Annotated in this window: 21 protein-coding genes; 3 read left to right on the top strand and 18 right to left on the bottom strand. The window is 47.6% G+C overall.

The window, feature by feature from the left end:
• Positions 1 to 4: 4 nt before the first annotated feature.
• From Q9292_RS13850 to epsL, 7 genes are all read right to left on the bottom strand, one after another.
• Entirely contained in the window at positions 5 to 1,435 is a 1,431-nt protein-coding gene (locus tag Q9292_RS13850; protein WP_313989099.1) for a lipopolysaccharide biosynthesis protein, read from the bottom strand.
• Positions 1,436 to 1,451: 16 nt separating this feature from the next.
• Entirely contained in the window at positions 1,452 to 2,168 is a 717-nt protein-coding gene (locus Q9292_RS13845; RefSeq protein ID WP_275355111.1) for an exosortase C-terminal domain/associated protein EpsI, read from the bottom strand.
• Between the two features lie 7 nt (positions 2,169 to 2,175).
• Positions 2,176 to 3,072 carry an exosortase B gene (gene xrtB, locus Q9292_RS13840; RefSeq protein ID WP_313989094.1) on the bottom strand — a complete coding sequence of 299 codons (897 nt, stop codon included), beginning with the start codon at positions 3,070 to 3,072 and terminating at the stop codon, positions 2,176 to 2,178.
• A 1-nt stretch (position 3,073) separates the two neighbouring features.
• Positions 3,074 to 3,940 (bottom strand): chain length determinant protein tyrosine kinase EpsG, encoded by an 867-nt coding sequence (gene epsG / locus Q9292_RS13835; protein WP_275355107.1) that lies wholly within the window; start codon positions 3,938 to 3,940, stop codon positions 3,074 to 3,076.
• Between the two features lie 35 nt (positions 3,941 to 3,975).
• Positions 3,976 to 5,334: a chain length determinant protein EpsF gene (epsF, locus tag Q9292_RS13830; protein ID WP_275355106.1), complete on the bottom strand. Its 1,359-nt coding sequence runs from the start codon at positions 5,332 to 5,334 to the stop codon at positions 3,976 to 3,978.
• A 17-nt stretch (positions 5,335 to 5,351) separates the two neighbouring features.
• A complete protein-coding gene (locus Q9292_RS13825) occupies positions 5,352 to 6,380 on the bottom strand; it encodes an SLBB domain-containing protein (RefSeq protein WP_275355104.1) in 1,029 nt (342 codons plus the stop codon).
• Between the two features lie 213 nt (positions 6,381 to 6,593).
• Positions 6,594 to 7,796, bottom strand: coding sequence for an XrtB/PEP-CTERM-associated polysaccharide biosynthesis outer membrane protein EpsL (gene epsL / locus Q9292_RS13820; protein WP_275355102.1), 1,203 nt, complete (start codon positions 7,794 to 7,796; stop codon positions 6,594 to 6,596).
• A 339-nt stretch (positions 7,797 to 8,135) separates the two neighbouring features.
• Here epsL and Q9292_RS13815 point away from each other — a divergent pair, with 339 nt between their 5' ends.
• The gene (locus tag Q9292_RS13815) at positions 8,136 to 9,443 is read left to right on the top strand and encodes an undecaprenyl-phosphate glucose phosphotransferase (RefSeq protein WP_313989303.1); all 1,308 of its coding nucleotides are present in this window, start codon (positions 8,136 to 8,138) and stop codon (positions 9,441 to 9,443) included.
• Between the two features lie 69 nt (positions 9,444 to 9,512).
• Here the strand turns inward: Q9292_RS13815 and miaA are convergent, their stop codons facing one another.
• The 8 genes from miaA to Q9292_RS13775 form a co-directional block, all read right to left on the bottom strand.
• A complete protein-coding gene (gene miaA / locus Q9292_RS13810) occupies positions 9,513 to 10,463 on the bottom strand; it encodes a tRNA (adenosine(37)-N6)-dimethylallyltransferase MiaA (RefSeq protein WP_313989088.1) in 951 nt (316 codons plus the stop codon).
• Positions 10,464 to 10,495: 32 nt separating this feature from the next.
• A complete protein-coding gene (locus tag Q9292_RS13805) occupies positions 10,496 to 10,870 on the bottom strand; it encodes a 4a-hydroxytetrahydrobiopterin dehydratase (RefSeq protein ID WP_313989086.1) in 375 nt (124 codons plus the stop codon).
• A gap of 62 nt (positions 10,871 to 10,932) precedes the next feature.
• Entirely contained in the window at positions 10,933 to 11,793 is an 861-nt protein-coding gene (locus Q9292_RS13800; protein WP_313989082.1) for a triphosphoribosyl-dephospho-CoA synthase, read from the bottom strand.
• Positions 11,794 to 11,802: 9 nt separating this feature from the next.
• Positions 11,803 to 12,699, bottom strand: coding sequence for a RimK family alpha-L-glutamate ligase (locus Q9292_RS13795; RefSeq protein WP_313989079.1), 897 nt, complete (start codon positions 12,697 to 12,699; stop codon positions 11,803 to 11,805).
• Positions 12,700 to 12,775: 76 nt separating this feature from the next.
• Entirely contained in the window at positions 12,776 to 13,771 is a 996-nt protein-coding gene (gene mch, locus Q9292_RS13790; protein ID WP_275355092.1) for a methenyltetrahydromethanopterin cyclohydrolase, read from the bottom strand.
• Complete coding sequence (locus tag Q9292_RS13785; protein ID WP_313989076.1) at positions 13,737 to 14,846, bottom strand: ATP-grasp domain-containing protein; 1,110 nt, start codon at positions 14,844 to 14,846, stop codon at positions 13,737 to 13,739. Before Q9292_RS13785 ends, mch begins: the two co-directional genes overlap by 35 nt.
• Before the next feature lie 7 nt (positions 14,847 to 14,853).
• Positions 14,854 to 15,747, bottom strand: a complete 894-nt coding sequence (locus Q9292_RS13780) for an NAD(P)-dependent methylenetetrahydromethanopterin dehydrogenase (protein ID WP_313989074.1) — start codon at positions 15,745 to 15,747, stop codon at positions 14,854 to 14,856.
• Positions 15,748 to 15,867: 120 nt separating this feature from the next.
• Entirely contained in the window at positions 15,868 to 16,842 is a 975-nt protein-coding gene (locus Q9292_RS13775) for a hypothetical protein (RefSeq protein WP_313989071.1), read from the bottom strand.
• A gap of 203 nt (positions 16,843 to 17,045) precedes the next feature.
• Between Q9292_RS13775 and ppsA the strand changes: the two genes are divergently transcribed.
• Together ppsA and Q9292_RS13765 are read left to right on the top strand one after the other, a co-directional pair.
• Positions 17,046 to 19,418 (top strand): phosphoenolpyruvate synthase, encoded by a 2,373-nt coding sequence (gene ppsA / locus Q9292_RS13770; RefSeq protein WP_194746818.1) that lies wholly within the window; start codon positions 17,046 to 17,048, stop codon positions 19,416 to 19,418.
• Between the two features lie 44 nt (positions 19,419 to 19,462).
• Entirely contained in the window at positions 19,463 to 20,266 is an 804-nt protein-coding gene (locus tag Q9292_RS13765; protein ID WP_313989068.1) for a pyruvate, water dikinase regulatory protein, read from the top strand.
• Positions 20,267 to 20,331: 65 nt separating this feature from the next.
• On the opposite strand, the gene Q9292_RS13760 is transcribed toward Q9292_RS13765, so the two are convergent.
• From Q9292_RS13760 to pqqE, 3 genes are all read right to left on the bottom strand, one after another.
• On the bottom strand, positions 20,332 to 21,024 hold the full coding sequence (locus tag Q9292_RS13760; protein ID WP_313989066.1) for a hypothetical protein: 693 nt from the start codon (positions 21,022 to 21,024) through the stop codon (positions 20,332 to 20,334).
• Between the two features lie 177 nt (positions 21,025 to 21,201).
• Positions 21,202 to 22,401: a multidrug effflux MFS transporter gene (locus Q9292_RS13755; RefSeq protein WP_313989300.1), complete on the bottom strand. Its 1,200-nt coding sequence runs from the start codon at positions 22,399 to 22,401 to the stop codon at positions 21,202 to 21,204.
• 65 nt (positions 22,402 to 22,466) lie between these two features.
• Positions 22,467 to 23,648, bottom strand: a complete 1,182-nt coding sequence (gene pqqE, locus Q9292_RS13750; RefSeq protein WP_313989063.1) for a pyrroloquinoline quinone biosynthesis protein PqqE — start codon at positions 23,646 to 23,648, stop codon at positions 22,467 to 22,469.
• Between the last annotated feature and the right edge of the window lie 10 nt (positions 23,649 to 23,658).

Below are 23,658 nucleotides of genomic sequence, written 5' to 3'. Positions count from 1 at the left end.
TTGGTCAACTTTTCCTAGCAAATACTTTATTGAGATAGGTCTTCATCAAAGATGGGGAAATAAAATAACTTAGCAGAAGGTAAACAAGACCTCCAAACAAAGTTGCCAGAATAAAGCTGGCAAGCAGACTTATATGCTGATTTAGAATTACAAAAGTGCGTCGAGTCACAATGCACATCAGAAGCGATACTAAAACTGGTTTCCAGATTGCTTTAAGCAAGTCCAGAGCCGAACATTTTACAAAATTACCCGCGATCAACACCAGGGGGATGCCTGTCACAACACTGGCATATAAATACCATTCTGCAACACTATTCACACCAGTTCTTGCACCAATATAATAAGCCAGAACATGAACTAATGCACTGCCTAGTGATAGCCACATTAGCAAACGGGTTTTACCTTGTGCCATAAACACTGTGCCAGTTGTGCTTGAAATTGACTGCATAAACCCAACAGGCGTTAACCATGCCAAAACACTTGCAACATCCATCCACTGATGGCCAAATGCGACATCTACAAATGGCTCTCTAAGCGCATAAATTCCAGCCATAAGCGGTGCTGTTAAAAACGCAATAAAGGCGATTGTCTGAAGATATAATTTACCCATTTCTTCCAGATTGCCCTGCTGCCGACTCATAACAGGAAATAGCGCACGAGAGGAGGCCCACGTAATATTTTGCACAGGCAACAACATGACTTTGTATGCCATGGAATAGATACCCAGAGAGGCAGCCCCGAGTACCCTGCCCACCACCATGCTGTCAGCGTTTCTGAAAAAATAAGTAATCAATTGAAACACAGTCATATGCCCTGTAAAAGGCAACAACATTTTGAGCTCTGCAAAACTGGGCTTTCCTTTTGGACGCCATGAAGATAGGAACCATATTTGGATTGAGGAAAGCAATGCCATTAAAATTGCTTGTAATACTAGGCTGTATACGCCAGCACCTTTTAGAGCAGCAACCACAGCAATCACCATGGCAACAAATGAAGATATTAATTCAACAAATGCGAGTTTCTTGAATTGAGACTCTCGCTCTAATAGTGCTTGATGGGAGATGGATGAGCTCGAAATAGGAAAAACCAAGGCTAATATGACAAGGATTTCAATCAGCTCAGCATGTTTAAAATATCCTGCGATAATCGGCGAAGCCAACATAATGATGCCGGCAATGCTTAAACCGACGAAAATATTAAACCAAAACACCGTGTTGACTGTGTGATGAGTCAGATCTTCTTTTTGGATAATCGCTGCGGAGGTCCCTTGATCACGAATCAATAACGCTAGATTAGTGACGACTGTGGCCATTGCCATTAATCCATAATCACTTGGTGGCAATATTCGTGCAAGTACAAAAATATTGGCAAGCTGCGAGGCTATTCTTGCTAATTGTGAGACTGCCACCCACTTGGCATTGGAAACAGCTGTCATTCAATATTGTTCAACATTAATTAGGTAAAAGTAATCCTGGAGATTGCTGCTCAACAGCGACTACAAAATCAGCGAGAAACTTTTCTTGAATTGCATAAGCTTGCTTTACTTGGGCCTCATCTGCCACGACCATTGAAACACGCACAAGAATGCCATCATCCAAACGACGCTTTAATAATCCATCTTGAATAATCTTAAGACGCATTTGCAAGCCTGATGTCATGCTACGATCACCCACACGAATCCAGTAGCTGACTGCTTCATAATGATTTTGCCCGTAGTAAAGTTGCTGTTTTCCAAAAACAGAATCTCGACTGCCGAGATTCGTAAACTGTTTCAGTTTAGAATGAATTAGTTGATATCCCTGCGCTGGGTAACAAACATCTGGCTGGTGGATTTTTACATCCTGCCGTTGCTCTTTTGCATAGGCAAGTGCCACCATTACTTGATGCCCCTCTGCATCAGCATAGGTTCGCATGAGAGTGTCGTCATACAGCTGATTAATCAGTGTTTTTTCATCACTTACTACGTTAACTTGTGGCTTCGCTTGCTGTACCTCAACCCAGCTACCAACTACTCTTGGAATTGTTTGTTCAAAGTTGCTCGGCCGCTGGGCATAATGTGTGTCAGGCTTAAGTGACATCGCTAATAAGAGACATACTAAACTGACAACCAAGAACTTGAGCCCGGTGATCAAGCTGATTGAAGGGAGTTTGAGATAAATATCTTTCATAAGACGACTAATCTTGGCTTAACAGACTGTTGATTTTGAATTTTTCTGCCAACTTTTGAATCAGTGAGTCAATCACAATAATTAAAATCAACGCAGTCATAAAAAGCACCATGCCAGAAAAATTGTGCAAGAACCCTTGTCCAGCTTCATCGCCCATGTGATAGGTAATTAAAGCTAGCGTGCACACTCGAAGGACATTGGAAATAAAGGAAACTGGAACAATTAAGACAGCAAGTAATACATTACGCCAAAATGCCTGATGATTGATGACATTGATATATAGTAACCCTATAGCCTCTAGCGTGAATAACGAATTCAGTCCGGCGCATGCATCAGCGACCAACAATTTATATTGCCCAATTTGCAGTATTACTCCTGAGCGTGCAATTGGATAATCCAGCATATAAAGCAGATGGTCTGCAGCATAAGATACTGCAATTTTCATCGGCTGAGTAATGGTATCGATGACCGAAGCAGGCCAAGGAATCAGGAACACAAAGAAAAACAGTGCAAACCAATATTTTAGCGCAGTGTTTGCACTAAAAATAATGCAGATGAATCCACATAAGATAAACACCAATGACAATATAGACAGTATATAAACACTTTGTGAATAGCCCACCAAATATAACGCCGCACCAGCAACAATAAAAGGCCAACCAAGATATGGATTAGGTTTAAAGTTGTTCTGCTTCTCAAGAATTTGTTTGGTCTTGAAATAAAAGAACCAAACGCCTACGGCTAACACTATGGGTCCATGCGACTGAGTATCTGTGTTCCATACGGTCACAAAAAGGTCATAAAAGACCGGAACAAACAAAATCAGAACTGCCAGTATTACTGCAATATAACCGAGTAACTTTGAGTTTGGCCCTCTAGGGGAAGTTGCGGTCGATACAACCATACTAACCTGCATTCAATGCTATTTGCACATCTATGCCCAAACTACGACATTCCTCATAGGCTTCTTGAGTATCTTTTAATGCAGTTTTATTTTGCAACGTTGAAATGAGCACGCCCCCCACCTTTTTTGCCACAATCTGAGCATCGGAGGATGCTAATATCGGAGAAGTGTTCAAAATAATCACATCGTAGTGCTCTGCAAACACTTTTAGCAAGTCATCAAGCGCCTCTTTATTAAGCAATTCTTGTGGATTGGGTGGCGTTGCACCCGCGCTGAGAATACTCAAGTTTAGCAATGATGGAATTCTGACGACAACATCGGTAGAGGCTCGACCAACCAGAATATCTGATAAACCTTGGTTGTTACTTAATCTAAATAATTTATGCTGTGTTGGTTGGCGCAGGTTCGCGTCAATCAATAATGTCCGCTCACCTAATTGGGAGAAAACGATTGCCAGGTTTGCGGCCAGTAAGCTTGCTCCATCCTCTTCAGTGGCTGAAGATATCGCAATGCTTTTAAAACCTCGTTCAAACCAGCGTAAAATCAGTTGAGTTCGTAAAGAGCGTAAAGACTCGACTTCTTTGGAGAATGGGTCAAAAGCTGCAATCAGCCCTGAATTAAAGGATGCTTTATCAGGTGTCAGATATGGATAGTCAAACTGATAAGATAACGCTTGATTGATATCCTCCATTGTGACAAAACCCAAAGCCATAGCGGCTTCACCAAACCGCATGGCCTTTTCCTTTTGAAACTTCAGAATACGTTCAGCATCTTTATCCGTAATTTTTCCCATATCAAGCAATAAATGCCCAATACTGGAAGAGACTGTCTTTAACGTTGATTTGTTGTCTGTTTCAATAATATTCATACAAGATCACTTTTGCCTGATAAATAGTGTTATCGCTAATTTGCGATAGGAATCGTTTTGATATGGTATTCGTACACAGGAATATTCAAGCCCAACAGATCGTCTTTGCTACGGATGCGACGATCCATTAATTCTGCGAGGATGGCGAACAAACAGCCCAATAATGATCCAATAATCAAGGAAAATGGTGCAATTAATAAAATGCTTGGATTACTCGGATTTAAAGGTGGTACTGCAGGCTCAAGGATTGAGATGTCGCCTTGAGTAGACTGCCCTTCAAGCGCAGTCTGACTGAACCGATTGTTCACAGATTCAAGCGCCACTTCTGCAATCTGCACTTCTTTTTCGAGTACCGACAAATCTGAGCGAGATCTGTTAAGTTCAAGTACCTTTTGCTTTTGTTTTTCAAGTTGAAATTTCAAATCGCCAAGACGTTGAGAGTTAATGCTGGCACTGTTACTTAAACTTACTACAGCACGATCAACTTCAGCATTTAGCTGACTTCTCAATTTAGCTACTTCAGCTTCAGCCGAAATATAAGATGGGTGATTTTTACTATAGCGTTGTCCCATTTCGGCTAATTTGGATTCAGCTGTAGCTAAACTCATTCGCAAATTCTGAACCACAGGATTTTGAACAACATCAGGAGACTCACTCATATTTTTCGAAGCATCATTTCTTCTTGAGTTTGCGTCAATAGATTGCGATTGCGCCAAGCTATACTGAGAAGATAAATCTCTCAACTTGGACGTTTCAACATCATAAGCATCCTGAATGCTTGTGATGCCATGTTTCTGCTGATAGTCTGACAATCTGTCTTGTGCAGCTTTAAGATTGTCATGAAGTACCTTCGTTTGTTCAGACAGATATTGAGAAGCTTTGATAGCAGGATCAATTTTTAATTTTAGACTAAGATTGATATATGACTCGGCGTATGCATTTGCCATTGTGGCGGCAAATACGGGGTCCACGCCTTTGTAGCCGATGCTAATCACACTACTTTCTTTAGATGGGATAACGTCAAGCTTTTGCTCTAGTAAATCTGCCAACCACTCATTAATGTCTGCTTGCTTACCTTTTGTTGCACTAGCAAACTGCTCTTGTAAGGCTTTAACTTCTGTTAGTTGTAACCGCTTGATGACATCTAGCGTCACATTTTTACTTTGAATAATGTCTACCTGTGTAGCCATATAGCCTGGCATCAACTGTGCTGGCATTGATAGCCCTGTGACGGGATCAACACCCTTGTAATTTAGGATAATAGTCGTTGCCGCCTTATAACTTTTAGGAAATAACAAACTGACCAAGCATGCTGTTAACAACGTTATCACAGCAATCGCAATGATCATTTTGTAACGCGCAAGAAGTATCTGCACAAATTGAGAAAAATTCATAAACTACCCTTTTTTGATTACAACAGGCTTTCTTCGATAAACAATACATCTTCATCCTGCAAGGTTCCCGACAAATCAGGTGCTTGTTTTACTGTTGCTCCCTCAGAATTTTTTCTATGAAGTTTGACTGAACGTTGCGTACCTCGCACTGTTAAACCCCCAGCCTTTGCAATTGCCTGCATAACTGTCATATTTTTATCTATCTTGTACATTCCAGGACGTTGCACTTCGCCATAAATATACACCTGTGGTGCTTTGGGAACGTAAATAACATCACCAGGCATCAACTCTTTATTCAAGGCACTAGCAGGCGATCTGAAGAGTTCATCAATGTTGATTTCTTGAGTCACTGCACTACCGGAACGCTGAGTTGTAAAATAAAGTGTTTCCCCACCAGCTTCGGTAGATCCTCCCGCCAAGGCGACAAAATCACTGATTTTGCGTGTTCCACCTTGAATACCATATTTACCGGGACGTAAAACCTGGCCGGTTACGGCCACGTCGCGCATACTCACGTAAATTGTTTCGCCACCTGTCAGTCTGATGTCTTGATCATTTAGGTTGCGATGTTCAATCACCTCATGTAAATCATACTCGCTGCGTTTGTCACCACGCACAACCGTAATGATTTCGGAGGCCTCAGCATTGAGTCCACCAGCTTCTGCCAACATATCTTTCACATCAGTTGGTCTGGTGATTGGATAACGGCCTGGCTTGAGCACTCCACCTAACACAGAGACTGTTTTACTCATAAACTCCAATACAAGCACCGAAACTTGTGGATTGGCGATAAAGCCGCCACGTTTTAACTGTTCTGCAATGCGCTTTTCACTTTCGATGGTAGTTAAACCACCCACCTTGACCTCACCAATTAAAGGCATCGTCAATACGCCATCCTCTGAAACACGTGTCTCACGCATTAAATCTGCATCGCCATACACTGTGACTCTGACATAATCCCCTGCACCAAGGGTATAGTCTGCATGGGCCAATGTTGAAACTACTAATATTAAAATGGTTGAGAGTAACTTAAAAAACTGTTTCATAAGCGATGAACTCTTTTCGTCGTTAATAATTAAATACGTATTACGGCAACTTTAATGCAAGTTTAATTGGATATTTAAAAAATATTAATTCAACAGATAGATTTAATTTGTCATTAAACCCATTGTTTGTGACATATTTCTTAAATTTCAGGTTTTTAAGAAGAATTAAGTATTAGCGCTAATCTTGGAATGTTATCCCTAACAAATAATTAATCAGATCTTTAAATCGACCATAACGCTCGTAGTGAGATCTTCGTAGTCAAAACTGTTATAAGAGGTACTTGCGTTTCGACTTGATCGGCTAGTGTTTAAAGTCAAACCGACATTTTTAATTGGCCGCCATGATAACGAAGCAGAGATGCTCTTTTCGTCATCATTTCTTGAAGCTGCTGTCAACAACACTCGTTTTTTGAAATCACGCTCTGCAAGGCGACCATTTAAGGAGATTGTAATTTTTTCCGAATATAAATAATTAAACCCTAGAGTTGCGGAATCAGTCAGGCTGTATGTACTATATTCAGTCTCAAAGGGACTTGCTGAGCGAGTCAAATCAATACTGGCTCTGATCTTTCCAGTTAAAAGCACATCGTAACGTACATACCCAATCCAGACATCATAGTTACGCACTGTAAAATTGTCATACTCTCTTGATAAGTGTCCAATTTTACTTGTAAGGTTGCTTTTACCAGTGGGTTTCAACACGAAGTCAAGTTCAAACTCATTCTCACTAAATCCATTATCGAACAGTGCATTAGGATTTAATGCGCGATCAAACTTACCATCTCGGTTATGGGCGAGAAAGCTTAAATTACTGCCCGAGGCAAAGTTATATTTTGCACCATAATCTAATGCTGTCGCTTTATATTGCGCAATTGCGTTAAAGGTTTGACTGTTTTGAACATCTGACTCTGTTAGTCCGGCAATTAATGCCCAAACCTTATATGGAGAGTATTCAGCTCTAAATTGATTGACGTCGGTTGTCCTAATGTTTTGTGTAAGCAAACGAAAATCACTAAACCCATTCAAAGTCTTATTTCTGCTTGTTGACAAGGTGCCAGTCAAAGCTGGAGTCAACGACCATAGCCATTTTGCATCGTAATTAATTGCATCAAAATCCAGAAAAGTACTATTTTGATACTTGTAATCTACATATGAAATGTCAGCAATAATACGTTGTAAAGAATATGTTTTATCAAGCTTGATACCCGCAGTATAGGTCGTAATTTGGTCAGATGTTTGATTATTTTTAACTCTAAATAAGTTGTCATCATAAGCACGACTTACAGAGGTATTGAATTGCAAAGTATCAAACTCATCAGCAACGACGTTGACTGAAGCAATACCAAACGAAAAAGCAAGCCAACATTGTAAAGCGGGATTTATTCTGATTTTTTGTGATTGCTTGTGTGATGACATAATTTAAGCAACTTCGATTAGATACTTGACTTACATTCTAACCTGTAAATCTGGATTTATTACTACAGAAATTTAACTTTTTGATAATCGTTTTATTATCTTGACCTTGGCGCGTAAACTCCTCAGTGAAAGAAAAATATATTTTTATCATCATCCCTTTAGTTTTCTTACCAATTGGTAATTGCTGACTTTGTTTAATTTGGTTAAACTCAAATCGATACCCAGAACTTAGAAATCATGAAAAAAACAATCAAACCCCCAATCAGAACCATTGCTGGACTCTCTTCTGGCCCACGCAGCCCGCTTTATTTTGTAGAGTCGATTGTCGAGCCGCTGATTATGGTTTTTTTCATGTGGGGAATTTTTATCTATTTTGAAGACCGTATTCCAATCTCGATCTTTTTCACCTCAATTCTTTTGTTTTCGGTCACATTTCCAAGTGGCGCAAAAATACGGTTAGGTTTTTGGAAAATGTCGCGGGATGTCATTTTTCAGTGGTTATTGTTGGCAAGCATGGTGCTGATCTTTGCCGAAATCACTGGTTACATGTCGCTATTTACGCCTCAAATCATTTATACATGGCTAATCGGTACACCTATTGCGCAGATTCTGGGCCTGACGGCACTCAAAGAGCTTTCTCCATTTTTCATCCGTTTGCAGGGGGCAGCCAAAAATGCAGTGATCATTGGCCTCAATGAACAAGGCTTGGTTGTTGCAAATAATTTACTGGCTGATGAATATAGCCGTGTCAACGTATTGGGCTTTTTTGAGGATCGCGCGCCTGAGCGCGCGCCCCAGAATCATGGCTTTGAGATCTTAGGCGCCTTGACGGATATTCCTCTCTACTGCAAGTCACACCAGATACATACTATTTATATTGCGCTGCCGATGTCTAGCCATCCTCGCATTTTGAAACTGCTGGATGACTTGAAAGATACCACCGCCTCAATTTATTTTGTGCCTGATATTTTTGTCACTGATTTGATTCAGGGCCGGGTTTCCGACGTGAATGGCATTCCTGTGGTTTCTGTTTGCGAAACGCCGTTTACAGGGGTGGACGGCATGATTAAACGCACGGCAGACATTTTGTTTTCATTAATTGTACTGATATTAATCTCCCCCATCTTGCTGATTATCGCAGCGGGGGTAAAACTCACCTCCCCAGGTCCGGTGATATTCAAGCAGCGCCGTTACGGGTTGGATGGCCAGGAGATTCTGGTGTATAAGTTCCGCTCAATGACCGTGACTGAGGATGGTACCAAAGTGACGCAAGCGACTAAAAATGACCAGCGCATCACGCCCCTGGGTGCTTTTTTGCGCAAAACGTCACTGGATGAGTTACCTCAGTTTATTAATGTGCTGCAAGGACGCATGAGTGTTGTTGGGCCACGCCCTCATGCGGTGGCGCATAATGAAGAGTACCGCAAACTGATTAAAGGCTATATGGTGCGCCATAAGGTCAAGCCTGGGATTACCGGCTGGGCGCAGGTCAACGGCTTTCGTGGCGAGACTGACACCTTGGAAAAAATGGAGCAGCGGGTACATTACGATTTGGAGTACTTGCGCAACTGGAGCCCTCGTCTGGATATGTTGATCGTAGCAAAAACCGTTTGGTTGACCGCCGTGGGACAAGACAGCGCCTATTAAATAGGTTCTGCAATAGTAAAAAACCTGACATTCTTGTCAGGCTTTTTTGTTTCAAACATCAATCAACAATTAGAGATGCGATTTTATCTTTGTCAGCATCTGATTTGTCCAATCATGACTCAGGCAATCCAGGACCTCGACATCATCCATACCACGTAACCAGGTGAGTTGGCGCTTCGCCAATTGCCGCGTCGCGTAGACGCCGTGATCAGCCAGGGTGGGCAGGTCAATCTCGTCATTGAGGTGCTGCAACACCTGACGGTAACCGACACAACGCATACTTGGTGTCTCGGTGGTGAGTTGCGGATAGGAATTGAGCAAGCCTTGAACCTCCTCAATAAAGCCTTGTTTCAGCATGGCTTGAAAACGATCGGCAATGCGCTGATGCAAGACACCGCGATCGCTAGGCATGAGGGCGATTTTGAGGATATCAAACGGTAGCGTGACTTTTTCGGACTGCGCGCGCAGGACACTCATGGGCTGACCACTGATGCGATACACTTCCAAGGCGCGTTCGATGCGTTGTGAGTCAGTGGTATGGATTTTGGCAGCGACGCTGGGGTCTATGCTGGCTAATTGGGCATGCATGGCAGGCCAGCCAACCGCACTGGCTTCAGCTTCGATTTGCACGCGGATGACAGGGTCCGCCGGCGGCAAGTCGCTCAAGCCATGTTGCAAGGCGTTGAAATAAAGCATGGTGCCGCCCACGAGCACCGGGATGCGTCCGTTGGCGGTGGCAGTGTGCATGAGCGCTAACGCATCCTTGGCAAATTGGGCGGCGGAATACTGCTCCAGTGGCGTGATTAAATCGATTAAATGGTGTGGCGCCTGGCGCAAGGTCTCGGCATCGGGTTTGGCGGTGCCAATGTCCATGCCGCGATAGACGAGCGCAGAATCGACACTGATGATTTCCACCGGAAAGCGCTGGGCTAGCGCAATGGTGGCGGCTGTTTTGCCACTAGCCGTCGGGCCCATAAAAAAGATCGCTGGCGGTAGATGGCTTTTATCTGGGGCAGGCATACAACAACAATGAAGATTAAACGTAAAAACAGTTATTGGTCGTATTTGACGTAACTAAAGCGGAGGTCATCTTGTGGTGTGCCCTCTAAGGCTGAGCCTGCTTGCTGAGCAGGTTGCCATTGAATCACCTCTTCAATTTTTCTGGCGAGTTCTATGTCTTTCATCGTGATGCCTTTTGCGCTGTGCGTGCATAACTTGACGATGACAAAGGCATAAGAAACCGTCAGGTCAGGATGGTGCCAAGCCGCTTCTGCTAGATGACCGATGGTGTTAACCACCATCAGCGTCCCTTTCCAGCTATTGGTTTTATATTTTCGGCGTATCCAGCCTTCTTCATAGTACCAATGCGGCAAAGATGCGCTCAGATGCTGTTGAATTTCCTGCTCGGTGAATACTTGCTCGGACATACGCGGCTCCAGACTGACTAAAACATGTCAATCCTGCAGTATACCGCAGGTCAGGCATTGACTTATAGGGTGTGGGCGCCCGTTGTTTGCATGGTTGCCAACATGGCTGTGATGACCGTTAAATCCGCACTGGTGCCCGGATTTAAGCGCTCCGCTTTGAGTGACTGATCCCAGGCCAGCAATGCAGGCAGGTAGGTTTTAGGATTATCTAGCGCCAGCAGTGCCTGATAATGCTGCCCGGCGGTAGTTTGCACCTCCAGCGCTGTCTGCAAGCCATATTTGCGTACAATATGACTATCCGGCACGCTTGAAAGCCAGTACAAATAAGCCGCCGTCAACGCCCAGGCGGGACGTTCCCAGCGTTGGCATTGTTCATGATAAAGGGGCAGTGCTTCCTCAAACAGACGGGCATAGCCCTCATTATATTGACGGCCGATTTCATCCTGCGCGCTGGCCAGTTGCATGGCTTGCAACAAGGTGATCTGTGGCGCTTCTGAGACATCATGCTCACTGCGCTGCCCCATGCCGGCCGGATTCACCAGACGAATCCCGGCATAGACCGCTGCCGCATCTTCCACCGTGGTCTGCTGCAAGACTTGCTGCAAGCCGGTCTTTAACGGCAAAGCCGCATAATCCACCGTAGCCTGCACCAGCGGCGCGGCCAACAAGACAATCCCCAAATTGGTATTGCAACCGACTTGGGTGTAGGTGGCCTGCAAGGCCTGCAAAATACGTTGCCCAAGGCTGCGCTTGCCAAATTGTGCATCATCACACAGCGCAGGTGCCGAGACACGTGCGCTCTCAACGAAATGCTGGACCTGCATGCCATGTCCATCGGCAAAAATATGCACATTGCCGGGCTTGAGCGCTTCTAGCTCGGCCAGGCAAGCCTGCAAATAGGCGGTTTGAATCTGTGTATTCATCTGCATCATTTAAGCATCAGCCAGCTGTAACAAATCATTGACCAGCACATCCGCGATGTCAAACGAGGTAATACTTTGCAGCCCACGCCAGGCCGGGATACTGTTGACCTCGATCACCCACAATTTGCCATGCTTGTCCCGCATCACGTCGACCCCGGCATAGGCGATATTCACAGCCTGTGCAGCACGCACGCCAATGTCAGCCACATCCTGTTCGTCACAGGCACTGCAACGTGCACCACGCGCCACATTATGCAACCAGCTGTCACCTTGCCGCTGCATCACGGCAATCGGCTCCCCGCGCACCACAAACACACGGTAATCATGCTGGTAAGGCCCGCATTCAATTTTTTCCTGCAAGTAATACACGCCATCAACGAAAGGGTCTTGCGGCAAGGCAAACTGCTGACGGCTTTCGATGAGACGCACGCCTTTGCCTTGCGAGCCAAACAAAGGCTTGATCACCAGCGTTTTTCCAGTATCCAGTGCCTGCTGCATCAACATATGCGCAATGTGCCGATGCTCACAAACCCAGGTAGCTGGCGTCGCCACGTCCTGCTCTGCCAAAAATTGACTGGTGAGCCCTTTATCCACCGTGGTTTCGATGGCACGTGCCGAGTTATAAATGACCATGCCCTGCCGCTGCAAAGTATGCAGCAGGTTCATGCGCGTAATAATTTGTTGTGTCGTGCCTGCGGCCACCCCACGCACAAAGGCCATGGGGGCTGGTTGGGTCAAGCCGGGGATATGAATCAGCACCTGCTGATTAGCGATACTCAGATGACAGCTATCCAGTGACACCATCAGCGCTTGCCAGCCACGACGTGCAAACGCCTGAGCCAAGCTCTGACCATGCCAGCCACCGGCCTGGGCCACTTCGTCAGTAAAAATGGGAACAACTTGCATAAGGCTTGTACGATGACGCAGGTGCAGGTTTTGAGACCCGACGCCTGCGTTCAGAACATATTAAATCACTTTAGATTTAGCTACCAAAAGATTGATTTAAAAGATCTTCATTAAACTTTCCGGCAAAGAATGTGCGGCCTGTTTTCACATTACTGACACTGACTTTGGCCGGAGAGAATAACATCGGATCAATCTGGTAAAAGTCCATATTGACCGCTTTAAATACCTCAGCAAAAGGACGACCATAGTCTTTGGAGGCGGAAGAAGGTAATTGTGTTGCCAGGGCTTCTGCGGCAGCATCGTCCGTATTCACAAACAACTGCACAAAGCCACCGAACAAAATCGCATCATTGGTGCGGCCCATGCCGACGATAAAGTCAGGCGATGGTGCAGGCACCGGCGCAATCCCGTATCCATCCACAATGGCAGACAAATCAAAATGCAAGGCGTGACATTTATGCAAGGCTACTTCGAGCACGCGCGCAGTCACTTGTAATGAACCGGCCACACTGCGTGTGGGCGTCAGGATAAAGGTGAGTTTATTCGCCGGAAGCCCGGTGTCTTTGGATACTTTTTCAATCACGGCGGCAGGCGGCACCTTGTCAGTTTCAAGCACCAATACCGATTGCTCGCCCTGGTCGCGGTAATTGATGTCTTTAAACACCTCTTCACGCTGCGCAATCGCCCTTGCAGGGCCGCTACCCAGCGAAAAGAATTTTTCATGCGACAGCGCCCAACCGGCATACTGGCTGCCCAGGCAGGCAATCACCGGTTGTTTGGCCGTGACCACCACACTTAATGGCCAGTTGGCAAATTGCGGCACATGGCGCAAGGCCACATTACCGAGTCCGCCCATACAGATTTCAGCAATCAGGCGACCAGCTTCCAATCCTCCCGGCACTTGAATGCCCGCATCGACGATGGTTGCCCCTGTCTCGTGCGTGGATACCGCACAGCCCAAGGCGGCTGCATTGGCAACCAGCTCAGCAACTAGCGGTGCGCTGTAGCGTTGAACGCTAATGCTTGACGGTTGCTCATTAGTGGATATTGAATTCGATGTGCTTGCAGACATACGTCCCCCATAATTTTTCAAGTTGTGTTTTTTGGTCTTGCAAGGCCGCGCGCACCCCGCACGCAGTCTCTGCTTCAGCATAAAGACTGCACACCGGTTGCCCAGCTGCAATCTCATGGGTTGTTGGCCGATCTTCTACCCATTCTGGCCAGTCGAGTGAGCCGACCGTGATAGCCTGTTGGGCATAAGCAATACAATGGCTGGCGTAGCCTGTCAGTCGACTAAGTGCAGGCCCTTGCGCTTGCTGGCAACTGGCCAGATGTGCCTGTATCAGAGGCCTCTGGCTATACAATCGCATGCTGGCACTGAGTCGTGGATTGATCTCGAGCACATGTAAAGTGTCCTCTACCCAGATCGCATCCAGGCTATTCAAGCCAACCAAATTTAACTTTGGCAGGAGCGCGTTCAACACCTGCTGCGCTGCCGCCCATATTTTTTCATCGTGCAGGCGGCTCGCGCCGGCATAGGTAAAGCCGCCGGGGCGCTGTTTGAGCGCATGTACGCCAATCAGCTGGCATGCGTTCGACTGGGCGATAAACAACAGACCAACGGCCTGGCCCGCTTGAAAAACTTGCCAATAGGTTTGGTCAAAAGCTGCAGACGGCCCTGTCGCTGCGAAATCATCAATCTGCACATGCCCGCCACCGCATGCTCCGATCTGTTTATACAGCCAAGTGCCAGAAACCGGCTTTTGCCTTGTCACCATGGGCGATGCTACGCCGCTGCGCTCACAAGTCTGCTGCAATACGAAGGGGTCCTTCACCTGCATCACGACCTCAGCAGCATTGGCGTACACTGGATAGCGCTCGCACAATGCTTGATACGCTTTTGTATTGGCTTCAAATCCTGAACCGAACACAACGGCCTCTGGCGCAAACATATCGAGTTGCGCAAGCAGGTCGGCCATCCCGTGTGCAGCCCCGGGGTTGTCAAACCCTGGCCAGATAAAACAGGCTTGTGCGGCTTGTCGCGTCTCGGCATCCGCAAACGCGTCCACAGCCAACACGTCAAAGCCCTCACGTCGTGCCATCTGGCTATAAATGCGTGCACTGTGCGACAAAATGGCCAACCGCAAGCGCAGCCTATTCTACGTGCGCACAGGCATATTCATATGCCTCGTGATAGTCAATGTGCATCGGGCTCTCGCTCTGCAACATTTGCTCCAGCAATTTATTCTGGGTGACATATTTGAGCTGACCAATCGCCAGCGCACCAAAACCGGCGACTTGCGTGCCTTCAATCATGCCACCATTCGAGAAGGTGTCCACGCCTTCAATGCCAGACGGCGGTACGGCATTGACATCTGCAACCACCTTCAGTGTTTTGGAGTTGACGAAATGACGCACCTCCAGCACACGCACGCCGGCCGGGGTTGCACACAATGCCACGCTGGCTTCGTTCAACACCGCCATTTTCGCAGCTTCATTGCTACCATCCACCACTTGCAATTTGACGTCGTAACTGGTCGACAACTTGTCCACATAAGCCTGCATGCTCGCGATTTCGGCATGGGCTACCATTAGCACCGTTGCGCCCTGGCGTGCCGCGATCAATGCCGCGGTAGAACCCACCGTACCACTGGCGCCAAAAATGGCGACTTTTTCCTTGCCCAGGCCGCTGCCGGATTTTTGCAAGTAAAAATCAACCTTGGCCAACATGGCTGCAGCGGTTGTAAACGCGCCAGAAGGATCAGAAAAAGTATGACACTCAAAAGGTTTGAACATGGCACTACGTGCCTGCTTCTGCATTTCAAGCGCGACTTGAATATCACGGCCGCCAAAAAACAAGGCCTGTTGTTTGAGGCCACTCGGACTGCGGGAGAAAATGGCATCCTGAGTCAATGGAATGATTTCATTCAGGGTGACGTCGGTATAAGAAATAATTTTTTCATAGCCTGCATCAAATGCCATATTGACATCAAATGGACTCGCATTTTTTGCGGCTGTAAACAAATGCATAATGCTGGTTTTCTTCATTGTTCCCCCTGAAACCGTTTGTTAAATAGATTCATGCTCAAATATACACACTAAGAGCCCCGTTCAAAATCAAGAGCAGACCGTGAAAATTGTAACTTTTCAAAATTATCTTAATAAAAGTTAATCGACAGATGCCTTGACCTCAATCAAGGCTGGCGAATTTATGGCTGCCGTGACGATAAACCCCAGTGCAGGCCGATCTTCATACCTGGCAAGCAATTGCATCTGCAACGCTACCGCTGCTGCACGCGTTGGTAATAATACAAATCCGGTCGGCCCCCAGGAGGTTTGCCCCAAGCCACGATGCCCCTGCGCTTTGAGCTGCTCCAGAATCTGGCTGACGCCTTGGCTGGCGTAGAGGCCACCCTGGGCCGGGGCAAAATACTCGGCATTGTAGGCTTGCAAATCGCCTACAAACTGGCTGAATGCAGCAAAATCCTGTTCGATCAAGGCAGGCAGTCCGTGACTGAGCAGTTGCTGCTGTATCGCCTGGGTGGCTGCGGCCGATTGCGGGGCCAATTGTTGGAATGCTGTTTTTTCACCTTGCCCATGCAGGCCATCGCGGCTATTGTCGGTGATTAGCAAAAAATGCCAGTCTTGCGGAAACGCATGCCTACCCAGAATGGGAGGCACCACGGTATTCGGGCCACGGCCGCCATCGACAATCAGGCCGCCCTGAACAAAGGTACCAATGCCTATGCCCGAACGACCACCACGCTGATGCAAGGCTGCAATGTGCGATTCAGTGAGTGTGTGAGCAAACAGGTGATTGAGGGCGACGCCAATGGCGAGGGCCATCTGCGTGCCTGAGCCCAGCCCACCATGGCGAGGGATTGCCTGCTGTATATTCAGATTGACGGCTTGTTGCACGCCAAGCGCAGCCAGATGACGGTGTACAATGGCAGCGGCCCAGCTATCCAGTGGCGCAGACTGTGGGCCAATACTGGCAGTCAGCGAGGTTTGAAAGGCATCGATCGCCACCCCCATGCTGCCAAACCGGCGCGTATCGTCCGCACCGAGGTTAAAAAAACCCAGGTGCAAACGCCCATAAGTGGCCACACTGACCGAACGATCGACAGGGATCTGAGCATTCATGGCATTAATATTATTTAGTGTGAAAAAAATTATTTCACGTCTTTGACGTTGACGTGACATTAAAACATGATTTTGGCATAATGCACGGAATAAAAGTCATTCTATAATCAGACGATGTCTGGCAAACGGCCTCTATTTATCGAATTCAATCCATTGCATTTCGCGATAGATTATCACCAGTTTTAAATCATTAAGGGTTTTATATGGTAAGTCATGTTATTCCATTTGAGAATCTACGAAACACCGATGTGCCATCCGTGGGCGGCAAGAACGCTTCACTGGGTGAAATGATTTCTCAGCTCTCTGCCAAAGGTGTGCGCGTTCCAACTGGTTTTGCAACGACCGCAGATGCCTACCGTGAGTTTTTAGCGCAAGGCGGACTGAACAACAAGATTAACGATTTGCTAGACAAGCTAAATGCTGATGACACGCAAGAACTGGCTCGCGTAGGCGCACAAATTCGCCAATGGATCATGGAAGCCGAGTTCCCCCCTGTCCTGCAGGCGGCGATTGCTGACAATTATGCCAAATTGATTGAAAAATCAGCGCCAGGGACCACGTTTGCGGTGCGCTCTTCTGCCACCGCTGAAGATTTGCCTGATGCTTCTTTTGCCGGTCAGCAAGAATCTTTCCTCAATATTCATGGCCTGGACAACATCAACCACGCCATCAAGGAAGTGTTTGCTTCTTTATATAACGACCGTGCTATCTCCTACCGTGTACACAAAGGTTTTGTGCACGCCGATGTTGCCTTGTCTGCAGGTGTGCAGCAAATGGTACGTTCAGACATTGGCTGTGCCGGTGTCATGTTTACCATTGATACTGAATCCGGCCACCGTGATGTCGCGTTCATCACCTCTTCTTACGGCTTGGGTGAAACGGTGGTGCAAGGGGCGGTTAACCCGGATGAGTTTTATGTACATAAGCCATTGCTGGCGCAAGGAAAACCAGCCATTGTGCGTCGCACCATGGGCTCAAAACTGATCAAGATGATATTCTCGGATGCGACACAAGCCGGAAAATCCACCCACACTGTGGAAGTTGATCCTGCTGAAAGCAACCGCTACTCCCTGACTGATGCGGACATTCTGGAATTGGCCGGCTATGCCATGACGATTGAACAGCATTATGGCTGTCCAATGGATATTGAATGGGGTAAAAACGGTCTGGATAACAAACTGTACATCCTGCAAGCCCGTCCTGAAACAGTGAAATCACAGGAAGCGGCTAACAATGTCACAGAAACCTTCAAGCTGCAAAAACACGCCTCCGTGCCAGTGGTCGCCGGTCGTGCTGTGACACAAAAAGTAGGCGTTGGTCCAGTGCGTATCGTGCTGGATCCCTCTGAAATGCATGAAGTACAGCCAGGGGATGTTCTGGTTGCCGACATGACTGACCCGAACTGGGAGCCCGTCATGAAGCGCGCCAGCGCCTTGGTGACTAACCGTGGCGGCCGCACTTGCCACGCAGCGATTATTGCACGTGAACTGGGCATTCCAGCGATCGTAGGCTCGGTCAACGCGACTGACCTGTTGCGCGATGGCGAGATTGTGACGGTGTCTTGTGCAGAAGGTGAAACCGGCTTTGTCTATCACGGCGCGCTGGACTATGAAGTGTCTACGCAATCCAATAGCGAGCTGTCCAAACCACCCTGCAAGATCATGATGAACGTTGGCAACCCGGATATGGCGTTTACCTTTGCGCAAACCCCAAATGACGGTGTAGGTCTGGCCCGCCTAGAATTTGTGATTAACAACATGGTTGGCATTCACCCGAAAGCTATCCTGAACGTTGACGCCATGCCGGCAGCCATACAGGCGACGATCAAGAACCGTGCCCGCGGCTATGCCAGCCCCAAACAGTTCTACATCGACAAAGTGGCCGAAGGCGTGGCGACTATTGCCGCCGCTTTCTATCCAAAACCAGTGATTGTGCGTACTTCAGACTTCAAGTCTAACGAATACAAAAAACTGGTCGGTGGCGACATTTATGAGCCCGATGAAGAAAACCCAATGATTGGTTTCCGTGGTGCAGCGCGCTACATGGCTGAAGACTTTAAAGAGTGTTTTGCCATGGAATGCCAGGCCATGAAAAAAGTACGTGATGAAATGGGCTTGTCCAATGTTGAGTTGATGATTCCGTTTGTTCGTACGCTGGAAGAAGCGCGTGCCGTGACCGAAATCATGGCAGCCAATGGCCTGAAGCGCGGCGAAAATGGTCTGCGCCTGATTATGATGTGTGAGATCCCGGCCAACGCCTTGCTGGCAGAGCAGTTCCTGGAGTACTTTGATGGCTTCTCCATCGGTTCCAATGACCTGACACAGCTGACATTGGGCATGGACCGTGACTCAGGCATCCTGGCCGATGGGTTTGACGAGCGTAATGATGCAGTGAAAGTGCTGTTGAAGATGGCCATCAATACCTGCAACCGTTTGGGCAAATACGTCGGGATTTGCGGTCAGGGTCCTTCTGACCACGAAGACTTTGCTGAGTGGCTAGTTGCCGAAGGCATCCAGTCCGTGTCGCTGAATCCGGATACCGTGGTTGCGACCTGGCAACGTCTGACAAAAAAATAAGCAGTCAGTATTAAAACAGCATTTGACTTGAGGCACCTACCTGTATGAATCACCGTTCTGTATTTATTATTTCTGATGGTACGGGGATTACGGCGGGTGCCTTGAGCAAGCTGCTCGAGCATTTTCCAAACACACAATTCACCACGACCCGCCTGCCTTTCACCGATAACGATGAAAGAGTACAAGCCGCGTTTGAACATATCCAACGAGTGGCTGAGCAGGATGGGATTCGTCCTATCGTGATTATGTCCATCGGTAACGGTGAGCATCGTAATCATTTAAAGCAGGCCAACGCTTACTTTATTGACCTGTTCCATCGCTTTATCTACCCGCTGGGATCCGAGCTTAACCAAGAGCCACTGACAGGCGCCAGCATTGCTTATAGCGTCAAAGGGCAAAGTTATCTTGAGCGCATGGAGGCGATTAACTTCACGCTCAACCACGACGATGGCATGACTAACTCGGGGCTGGATGAAGCGGATGTGATTCTGATCGGGGTTTCTCGTTGCGGGAAAACACCGACGAGTATTTACCTGGCCATGCAGTTTGGTATCAAGGCGGCCAATTATCCATTGATTCCAGAAGACTTTGAACGCGGTGCCCTGCCCGCGGCTTTACAAAAAAACCTGGACAAAATCTTTGGTCTGACCATCAAACCTGAGCGCCTGCACTCCGTGCGTAGCGAGCGCCGTCCAGACAGCTTTTACGCCTCCATGGATAACTGCCGCAAGGAAATCGAAATTGCCGAAGGCATGATGCGTAAGGCTGGCATCCCATGGGCAGACTCAACGAGCCGCTCGATTGAAGAGCTAGCGGCATTGATCCTGCAAAAAATTCGCCAGCGCTAAGCTGGCGTTTTTTGTTACCTTCCCCCAATACCAGGGATGATGCAGCCAAATAGCGACTCAGGCAATTATGCCGCCATGGCCATATCACGTGATTGGCTCACAGCAGGCTTGGCTGGTGAAGATTGCGGTTTCAGCATATCAGCACGCCAGAAATAATAAAACTCGCGCGAAACACTCAAGAAGGTATGCTGGGAACCCAGCGCATTGAACAGAGGCAGATTGCGATCGACCATTTGGCGATAGCTGTGTGATTGCTTGTACGACACATGACGCAACGAAAGTAGCAGACATTTGGCCATGCGCATGCGCTCCTTGAATACCGATGGCTCGTAACCACGCATCAGTATCACCTGCTCAAATGCATCTATTGTTTGTTTTTCCTGGCTATTCAATACGGTTTTATCCAACTCATACCAATGCTTGAACAGCTCATCCTGCGTGACAGTGGTCACCGGTGTTGTGCCACTAAAGACTTTTGCCTGGCTCATGGCGGCAATCGCCTTGATGTCGCGTACCCAAAACGAGAAAAACTCACGAATCACCGGTAAGACCGTTGGAATCTCTGCCGGATCAATACCGGCAATAAAGCGGTCTACGGCCTGGCGATAATGGCTACCATCTGCAGGAATATCTTTCAAAAATGCACTTAACCGAACAATGACAAATTCACGCTGTACCAAAACACGTTGGCTGACGCCCTGACCGGTCAGCAGCCTGACATACGCTTTTTGCGCTTCTTGTTCGCGGTTCATTTCCATATTTGACTCCCACTATTTCTTTTTAGGATCACTCACTTAAGGCAAGTGTTTACAGCTTTATCTTAAAACAGCTGAGGGTGTATCAAACATGCGATCAAATCGGGAAATGCCCTATATTTCAGCGTATCGCACACTCCCTGATAAAGTAAGCAGAGAAAAGTGACGATGAAGCTCACATTAAGCGCTGACCTTTAACCTACGCACGAAAAACAGCAACAACGCGCTCACGCCTGTCATTGCGAGCATGGCGGAGGCAAGTGTCAAGGGCGAGTGCCATACCAATGGCACCACCAATGCCGAACTCAAGGTAGAACAGAGCATTTGCATAAATGCCTGTGCCGAGGCAGCCGTCCCCCGTAATTTTGGATAACAATCCAGCGCGGCAATGGATAGCACCGGCATGGCCGTAGCCATGCCGATATTGAATAAGGCAATAGGCAAAATGGCTAACCACCAGGCCTCATGCAGCTGATCACTTGCCGCCACTTGCACGCAGACATTCAATATTGCAATGGCGACCATCCAGGCAAAAGCCCAGCGTAACAGCCTGGCCGCAGCGACCTTGCCCGCTGTATAGCGAGAAATCCATGAGCCCAGCATCATTCCGGTGACCGTAGGAATAAACAGGTAGCCAAATTGCTGGCTATTTAAATGCAGATGTTTGACCAGAAACACCGGGCTGGCCAGCACATAAATAAAAAACGCCGAAAAATTCAGACCGAGGCAAGTGATCAAACATAGAAACAGCCGGTTCTTAAGCATTTTCCCATAGGTGTGGGCGATACCAGCCACTGAAAAAGCAATGCGTTTTTCTGGGCTAACGGTCTCGGGAAGATGACGCACCGCCATCCATAGGGCAACCGCCGCATATAATGCCAGAAAGAGAAAAATGGCTTGCCAATGGATGCCCAGCAATACGCCGCCCAGAATGGGAGCCACCGCAGGCGCAATGCCAAAGAGCAATTGTACCGTGGCCATCACCCGTTGCGCTTGTGGCCCGTCAAACAGGTCGCGCACCATCGCGCGTGCCACGGTGTTACCTGCCCCGCCACTGACGCCCTGTAGCGCGCGGAACAGCCATAAGGTCTGCACGTTTGGTGCAAATGCACAACCCAGGCTGGCCAGCATAAAAATCGCCAGGCCCCATTTAATCGTGGTAATGCGTCCAATCGCATCTGAAATCGCGCCATGACAAAGCGTCATCACAGCATAAGGGAGCAGATATAAGGTCAAACTCTGCTGGATCGCCAGCTCATCTGTGCCGAATTCAGCGGCCATCACATGAAAGGCTGGCAGATAAGTGTCAATTGCAAACGGGGCTAAAGCAGCGAGCATGGCCAGCACCAGGACCAAAAGAGAAGCACGGGAAAGCAAAATAAATACCCTTTTAAAAAGCAAAGGTGCCAACTGGCACCTTTGACATTATGCAGGTGAGCAAGGCATCAAGGCAATGCGTGAAACTGCTCAATACGCTCTTTATCGCCTTCTACATATTTCTTGGAATTTTTATCGTTACGGAAAATGATCGGTTGCTCACGTAACAAAGGGTTTTCCGAATCCTTGATTGCTTCATCAATTAAATGTCGATGCGGTGACTTGGTGCAGACCGGATCAGCAGCCTCAGCATCGCCACTGAGCAAATAAGACTGGCAGCGGCAGCCACCGAGGTCTTTTTCTTTTTCATCGCAACTGCGGCAAGGTTCCTTGAGCCAATCCATCCCACGATATTTGTTGAAGGCTGGCGATTCATTCCAGGCCCACTCCAGCCCATCTTCCCGCACATTCGGGAAGATCAGTCCGGGCAGCGCACGCGCCGAGTGGCAAGGTAATACGTCGCCATTGGCGGTGACGATCATAAACACCTCGCCCCAACCGTTCATGCATTTTTTAGGTCTATCGGCAAAATAATCCGGCACGACAAAAAATACTTTCATCTTGTTGCCTACCCGCTCACGAAAAGCGTTGGTCATGCGCTCGGCCTCTGCCAGCTGTTCGCGCGTCGGCATCAGCTGACTGCGGTTAACCAGGCTCCAGCCATAATATTGCGTATTGGCCAGTTCGACGTAATCGGCCCCCAGCGCTTCGGCCATCTCGAGAATCTTGTCGACATGCCCAATGTTATAGCGGTGAATCACCACATTTAACACCATGGGATAGCCATGGTCTTTGATCATGGCCGCGACTTTTTTCTTGAGTTCGAAGGTTTTGGTATTGGTGATGAAGTTGTTGATTTCTTCAGTGATATCGTGCATGGATAACTGAATATGATCCAGGCCGCCTTCTTTAAAGGCCTGAATACGTTTTTCGGTCAGCCCAACGCCAGAAGTAATCAGGTTACTGTAGTAGCCCAGCTTGTGCGCTTCTGCCACAATTTCTTCAATATCATCGCGTAACAAAGGCTCCCCGCCTGAGATGCCCAGCTGTATGGCGCCCATGTTTCTGGCTTCACGCAAGGCTCTGATCCACTCCTCGGTGCTTAATTCGTTTTTGGTATGCTTGTCATAATCGGTCGGGTTATAACAGAAGGCGCAATGCAATGGACAGCGATAGGTGATTTCCGCCAGCAACCATAATGGCTGTTTGCGCGTCACGCTGGATGCTACACCGTTATTCATTTGTGCCATGTTGTTACCT

The sequence above is a fragment of the Methylophilus sp. VKM B-3414 genome, assembly GCF_032248435.1.
GTDB lineage: Bacteria > Pseudomonadota > Gammaproteobacteria > Burkholderiales > Methylophilaceae > Methylophilus > Methylophilus glucosoxydans.
Note: the sequence above shows the minus strand (reverse complement) of the source record. Positions and strands in the feature narration are given on the sequence as shown.